Here is a 5329-nt window from a genome sequence, read left to right as displayed (position 1 = left end):
CAATTTCTATTAGGTTAGTGTTTTGTTCACTCATCTTGATTTCCTACATTGCGCGCAATTCACCCGTGGCGTGAATCACGCTGGTGTTTAAAATGTTGTTTGTGTGGTTAGAAAGTGCTTATACGCTCTGTCTTTTCCTAGGGATATGTTCGGCTTTTCTATTATAACTAATATGTGTGTTGCCTGAAATACATGTGTTACCACATACAACAGCATCACCGCCAATATGAGCTTTTTCACAAACTTTGGCATTGCCGTGAATTTCGGTTCTTCCGTAAACTTGCGCATTATCGAAAATATGTGCATTGGATTCAACACAAGCGATTCCAAAAACCTTAGCATTCCCATAAATACGTGCATTACATGAGATACGTGCTCGTCCAAATACTTGTGCATTCTCATAAACTTGAGCATTATTGCAAACCTTAGCACTATCCCCAACCCAACAATCGCCCTCATGAGAGAGGTTGCCTTCATGCTCTATAAAACCGCCAAGATCACCTTTCTTGATGTTTCCAAAGTCTCTCAATGCACGGATGCGACGAACTGGTCGACGATAGAGCATGTCTATTTCATCAGTAAGTTCATATTTCTTTTCCATGATTACTATTTCTCACGTTCTACGATTACGGTGGAGCCACTAATTTTACAATTTCCAGCAATGTTTACACGACAGCAAATATATGCTTGATTGTAAATTTTAGCATTTCCGTAAACGTGTACACTTTTCCCTATAACAGAATTCCCATAAATCCGCGCATAGTCAAAAACCTTGGCATTATCTCGAACAGAAGCACCACCAACTTCGGCATAATCATAAACTTGTGCATTGTCATAAACGCGTGCATCATCATAAACTTTGGCATCACCGTAAACTTGTGCATTGCCAAAAATCCAACAGTCTCTCTTATGGCTTAAGTTGCTCTCTTTTTCTATAAAACCGCCGAGGTCACCTTTTTTGACATATCCAAAGTCTCTTAATGCTCTAATTCGGTGAAGAGTTCTTCCATCAAACACAGTTTTTTCATCAGTAAATTCGTATTTTTTCATCTGGTCTTTTCTCCAGTTGAGATTCTTTTATTGCCATCAATCCAGTCGTCCCAACATACACATGCTGCACCGTAAATTTTTGCATGACCGTAAACATGCGCATCACCGGAAACTTCTGCATTGCCGTAAACACGCGCCCTATCGTAAATGTGTGGCTCTTCGTAAACTTGTGCATTGCCATAAACTTCTGCATTATCAAAAACGTGCGGTTCACCGCAAATATGTGCATCACCGTAAACTTCTGCATGACCGTAAATGCATGGTTCATCGAAAACTTCTGCTTTGCCATAAATACGAGAATTGCCGTAAACATGTGCATAACCGTAAACTTGTGCATTTTCGTAAACCTTAGCATTACCAAAAACCTTGGCATTACCATAAACTTTTGCATAATCCCCAATCCAGCAATTACCATGATGACTTAGATTGTCTTCTTTCTCGATATAGCCGCCAAGATCACCTTTCTTGACGTCCCCCAAATCTCTCAGTGCACGAATGCGGTGAAGGATTTTGCCCCCAACTTCGATTGTTTCATCAGTAAGTTCGTATTTTTTTTCCATGGTTTAAGTCGCCCTTATCTTAAAACAGTGTCATTTCCAGATACTTTTGTATTTCCGGTTACTTTGGCATTCTCGCAAACTATTGCACCACCAAACACACGGGCATTTCCAGAGATTTTTGCGTGACCGCCAACTTTAGCTTTTTCAGAGACATGTGCTCCATCATAAATTTCGGCACAACCACCAACCTTTGCTTTACCGAAAATACGAGCATTGTCACAAGCGGATGCAACGTGCGAAATTGTAGCGTTGTCGAAAACTTCTGCATTGTCATAAACGCGTGCATGTTCGGAAATTACGGCGTCATGGTATATTCTTGCTTTTCCATAAACCTTGGCATCACCGCAAACTTTTGCATTAACGTAAATGACTGCATCATCGTAAACATGTGCATCATCGTAAACACGTGCATCATCGTAAACACGTGCATCATCGTAAACTTGTGCACTTCCATAAATACGAGAATTGTCGTAAACCTTGGCGTTACCGTAAACTTGTGCCTTATCGTAAACTTGTGCCTTATCACAAACCGTAGCATTTCCACTAATACAGGCGCCATCAAATATCTTGGCATTATCAAAAATGGTAGCGCTTTCAAGCACCTTGGCATCACCATCTACCCAACAATCATCTTCATGACTTAGGTTGTCTTCTTTCTCGATATAGCCTCCTAGGTTGCCTTTCTCGACATCACCAAAGTTTCTTAAAGCACGTATACGGTGAAGGATTTTGCCATCAACATTGATTGTTTCATCAGTAAATTCGTATTTTTTTTCCATGGTTTTACTCCTTTAAGTTAGATTCTGCCTTTGTCGTTCTTGCAAAAGAACGGCATTGCATTGTGGGGTGAATTTTTTGAAAAGGTGGCGTCTTTTAAAAACGCCTTTAGCTTTTAAAGCACATCACAAGGACGCAAACGGTGTTGTTGTTCGTAAGAACCATACATTGCATCATCATATTCGCGCTGTTTTATATCATCTAAAAAAAAACCGTATGCTGAACTATGCGTAACAAAGTCGTGAGGAATGTTTCCGTTGAAACACTGCTCTTCACATTCTTTAAGATAGAATTCGGCAATATCTTCAGAGATATCTTCGCAACGATTAGTCGTTGGTTCAATACGCAAAATTTGGACAGCATTATCGGCTTGGTCGATAAATTTGATCATGTCACTTTCTTCTAAGAAAGGACCAGATTTAGCGAGATTTTGCTCTTCATTTTCGCACATCACTAAGAGAATTTCATCAGAATTTATAAACACTGGTTTCTTCACAAATGCCTCCATACTGCCTATTGGCAAAAGTTATTTTATAAGATATGGAGTGGATATATGTAAAAAGTGCAAGTGTCAACATAAAAATGTAAAAAGTGCATATTTATGTTAGGTATGTTTTTTTTAAAAATGCACTATCCACAATTTATGGAGATACAATATGCAAGTAACGGAACAAGATTATAATCTTCTAAAAGGGTTTTCTCAGAAGGAAAAGGAAACTATTTCTTATTTTTTGATTGCCTTAAAAACTCAATATACAAAATCACATCTCTCTTGTTTTCTTCAGAAAGATCACGATAAAAATTCATAAATTCTTGATCAACATCATTGAAGAAATTTGGGGGGGGTTCATTAAAAAACTCTGCTATTTTAACTAATTCCCCAATACTTATGCTTCTTGATTTTCCATTTTTGTAAGGATTAATCATTCTACTTATAGTGGATTGATGGATTCCCAAGTGAGCGGCTAATTCTATTTGAGCACCGTGTCCGCGCTCGTTTAATTTCTTTTCTAGCCATTGTCGGATACTTTTTTCAATATTGCTACTCATAATCTAAATATTATCCCTAAAAACACGTAAAATGCAAAAAATGAGAAAAGTGCATTTTTTATTGACATATGTAAAAAGTGCAATTATTTATTGCGCTGTTATGGAGATTACATATGCCTTCGAGATTAATTATAAAATATTTAGGTGGTTTCAAAACTGTAGCAACCATAGTGCAAAGAGATGTGTCATCTGTTTATAGATGGCGTGACATACCAGCAAAACACCAGCAAAAAATTTTAGATTACGCCCGTGATCATGGGATAGATTTGCGTCCAGAAGATTTTTTTTATCCCGAGCGCTTGCAGAGATTAATGCAAGAGCAACACCCCCCAATGTCGAAAATTAGCAAGAGCTGCGGTGTTGATCACACCGGAGAAACTTTACAGCATTAAGGAGACAAAGATGGCTGTAGAAAAGAAATATGAGTTCACACGCCAAGGAGTAACGCTTTATCCTGATAAGAATAATTCACATGGTATTGTAATGCTTCGTCGTATACGGGCACTGAGAGACTTTGGAAACGTTAAAAAAGGTGATTTTGGTGGTTTTATAGAACATGAAGGTAACCTATCACATGAAGGGGATTGTTGGGTAGATGATTCGGATAATTCCTTTAGCCGTGGATATGTTTTTGGCAATGCTAGGATTTTTGGAGATGCACGTGTTGGTGGCGGGGCTCGTGTTTTTGGAAATGCGGAAGTATACGGTTGTGCAGATGTTTTCGGTGATGCGTATATTTATGATCATGCAAAGATTTACGGTAATAGCAAGGTTTATCATTCTCGCGTTTACGGTGAAGCACAAATTTATGAGAATGCTTTTGTTAGAGGTCAAGCAGAAGTTTATGGGAATTCTCGCATTTTTGGGAATGCTGAAATTTATACAAAAGCACGTGTGTACGGGAATGCCAAGGTATATGAACATGCACATGTTTTCAATCAATCTAAAGTTTATGACAATGCGTTAGTTCACGGGCATGCCAAGATTAGAGAGAATGCCAAGATTTACGGCAATGCCGATGTTTGTGACTATGAAGATTTTCGCGATAACGACGAAGTTTACATGCGTAAACACGTTTCATATAGCACAAACGAAGCGCATAAGAATGATGATGATAAGCCTCGTATAGAGCTTATACCGCCGTTGGCACTGATTGAAATCGGCAAAGTTTTAGAGTTTGGGGCAAAGAAGTACGGAGCAAACAATTGGCGTAATGGCATGCACTGGAGCAGGTTTCACGGTGCTGCTTTACGTCATTTATTAGCATGGTTTGGTGGAGAGCATAAGGATGCTGAGAGTGATTTATCACACTTGGCACATGCGGCTTGTTGCATTCTTTTTTTAATGGAATGCGAAGCACAACAGATTGGTCATGATGACCGCCCTCATAAAAATTAAAGGAGATAAAGATGAGTTCGAATGAAATTTTATGGATAGCAGTGGTTTCAGTTTTGCTCTTAAGCGGAGTGATGTTTCGTATTGCAATGCATTATCGCAACCAAGTTAAAGCACTTAAAGAGCAGGTTCAAGATCTTAAGAAAGAAATGAAAGAGAATGAGTTTAGGTATTTAATGGAAAGCAAGCAGACAATTGATGAATGTGATGCGGATCTTGAAGAACGTGACAAGGAAATTAAACAACTGAAGCAAGAGATTGAAGAACGTGACGAGGAAATTAAACAACTGAAACAAAAGACTGAAGAGCATGAAAAGGCGTTCAGAAATGTAAGTGAAGTTGTAATGACACTTGAAGCAGATGTTCAATTACGCGACGAGGAAATTAAAGAATTGAAGCAAGAGATTAAAGAACGCGACGAGGAAATTAAAGAACTAAAACAAAAGATAGATGCGTACCGAGAAGAGTTCAAACGGAAAAGTGAAAAGATACAGGCA

At 38.6% G+C, this 5329-nt stretch carries 9 protein-coding genes; 3 read left to right on the top strand and 6 right to left on the bottom strand.

Translation table 11 applies throughout. The features are described from left to right. Positions 1-118 precede the first annotated feature (118 nt). The 6 genes from ACFILU_RS05830 to ACFILU_RS05805 all read right to left on the bottom strand — a co-directional run bounded on the left by ACFILU_RS05830 (position 119) and on the right by ACFILU_RS05805 (position 3437). Positions 119-601, bottom strand: a complete 483-nt coding sequence (locus ACFILU_RS05830) for a hypothetical protein (protein WP_375675149.1) — start codon at positions 599-601, stop codon at positions 119-121. A 5-nt stretch (positions 602-606) separates the two neighbouring features. Next, positions 607-1050, bottom strand: coding sequence for a hypothetical protein (locus ACFILU_RS05825; protein WP_375675147.1), 444 nt, complete (start codon positions 1048-1050; stop codon positions 607-609). Continuing rightward, a complete protein-coding gene (locus tag ACFILU_RS05820) occupies positions 1047-1610 on the bottom strand; it encodes a hypothetical protein (protein ID WP_375675145.1) in 564 nt (187 codons plus the stop codon). Before ACFILU_RS05820 ends, ACFILU_RS05825 begins: the two co-directional genes overlap by 4 nt. 14 nt (positions 1611-1624) lie before the next feature. Further along, positions 1625-2389 carry a hypothetical protein gene (locus ACFILU_RS05815; RefSeq protein WP_375675143.1) on the bottom strand — a complete coding sequence of 255 codons (765 nt, stop codon included), beginning with the start codon at positions 2387-2389 and terminating at the stop codon, positions 1625-1627. 113 nt (positions 2390-2502) lie between these two features. Beyond that, a complete protein-coding gene (locus ACFILU_RS05810) occupies positions 2503-2883 on the bottom strand; it encodes a hypothetical protein (RefSeq protein WP_375675141.1) in 381 nt (126 codons plus the stop codon). A 221-nt stretch (positions 2884-3104) separates the two neighbouring features. Beyond that, the gene (locus tag ACFILU_RS05805) at positions 3105-3437 is read right to left on the bottom strand and encodes a helix-turn-helix domain-containing protein (RefSeq protein ID WP_012755091.1); all 333 of its coding nucleotides are present in this window, start codon (positions 3435-3437) and stop codon (positions 3105-3107) included. Between the two features lie 113 nt (positions 3438-3550). Here ACFILU_RS05805 and ACFILU_RS05800 point away from each other — a divergent pair, with 113 nt between their 5' ends. The 3 genes from ACFILU_RS05800 to ACFILU_RS05790 all read left to right on the top strand — a co-directional run. Beyond that, on the top strand, positions 3551-3829 hold the full coding sequence (locus ACFILU_RS05800; protein ID WP_375675139.1) for a hypothetical protein: 279 nt from the start codon (positions 3551-3553) through the stop codon (positions 3827-3829). Positions 3830-4499: 670 nt separating this feature from the next. After that, positions 4500-4835 carry a dATP/dGTP diphosphohydrolase domain-containing protein gene (locus tag ACFILU_RS05795; protein ID WP_375675151.1) on the top strand — a complete coding sequence of 112 codons (336 nt, stop codon included), beginning with the start codon at positions 4500-4502 and terminating at the stop codon, positions 4833-4835. Positions 4836-4846: 11 nt separating this feature from the next. Then, positions 4847-5329 (top strand): hypothetical protein (locus ACFILU_RS05790; protein ID WP_375675137.1); only part of this gene is annotated, 483 nt, incomplete at its 3' end.

This window comes from Bartonella sp. CL100XZDX, assembly GCF_042195375.1.
In the GTDB taxonomy this organism is placed as follows: domain Bacteria; phylum Pseudomonadota; class Alphaproteobacteria; order Rhizobiales; family Rhizobiaceae; genus Bartonella.
The sequence above is the reverse complement of the archived record's forward strand: the minus strand, read 5'-3'. Positions and strand labels throughout refer to the sequence as shown.

What these genes read in the sequence shown, in the direction of transcription:
- ACFILU_RS05830 (WP_375675149.1), bottom strand. Translation starts at nt 601, where the DNA reads ATGGAAAAGAAATATGAACTTACTGATGAAATAGACATGCTCTATCGT.
- ACFILU_RS05825 (WP_375675147.1), bottom strand. Translation starts at nt 1,050, where the DNA reads ATGAAAAAATACGAATTTACTGATGAAAAAACTGTGTTTGATGGAAGA.
- ACFILU_RS05820 (WP_375675145.1), bottom strand. Translation starts at nt 1,610, where the DNA reads ATGGAAAAAAAATACGAACTTACTGATGAAACAATCGAAGTTGGGGGC.
- ACFILU_RS05815 (WP_375675143.1), bottom strand. Translation starts at nt 2,389, where the DNA reads ATGGAAAAAAAATACGAATTTACTGATGAAACAATCAATGTTGATGGC.
- ACFILU_RS05805 (WP_012755091.1), bottom strand. Translation starts at nt 3,437, where the DNA reads ATGAGTAGCAATATTGAAAAAAGTATCCGACAATGGCTAGAAAAGAAA.
- ACFILU_RS05800 (WP_375675139.1), top strand. Translation starts at nt 3,551, where the DNA reads ATGCCTTCGAGATTAATTATAAAATATTTAGGTGGTTTCAAAACTGTA.
- ACFILU_RS05795 (WP_375675151.1), top strand. Translation starts at nt 4,500, where the DNA reads ATGCGTAAACACGTTTCATATAGCACAAACGAAGCGCATAAGAATGAT.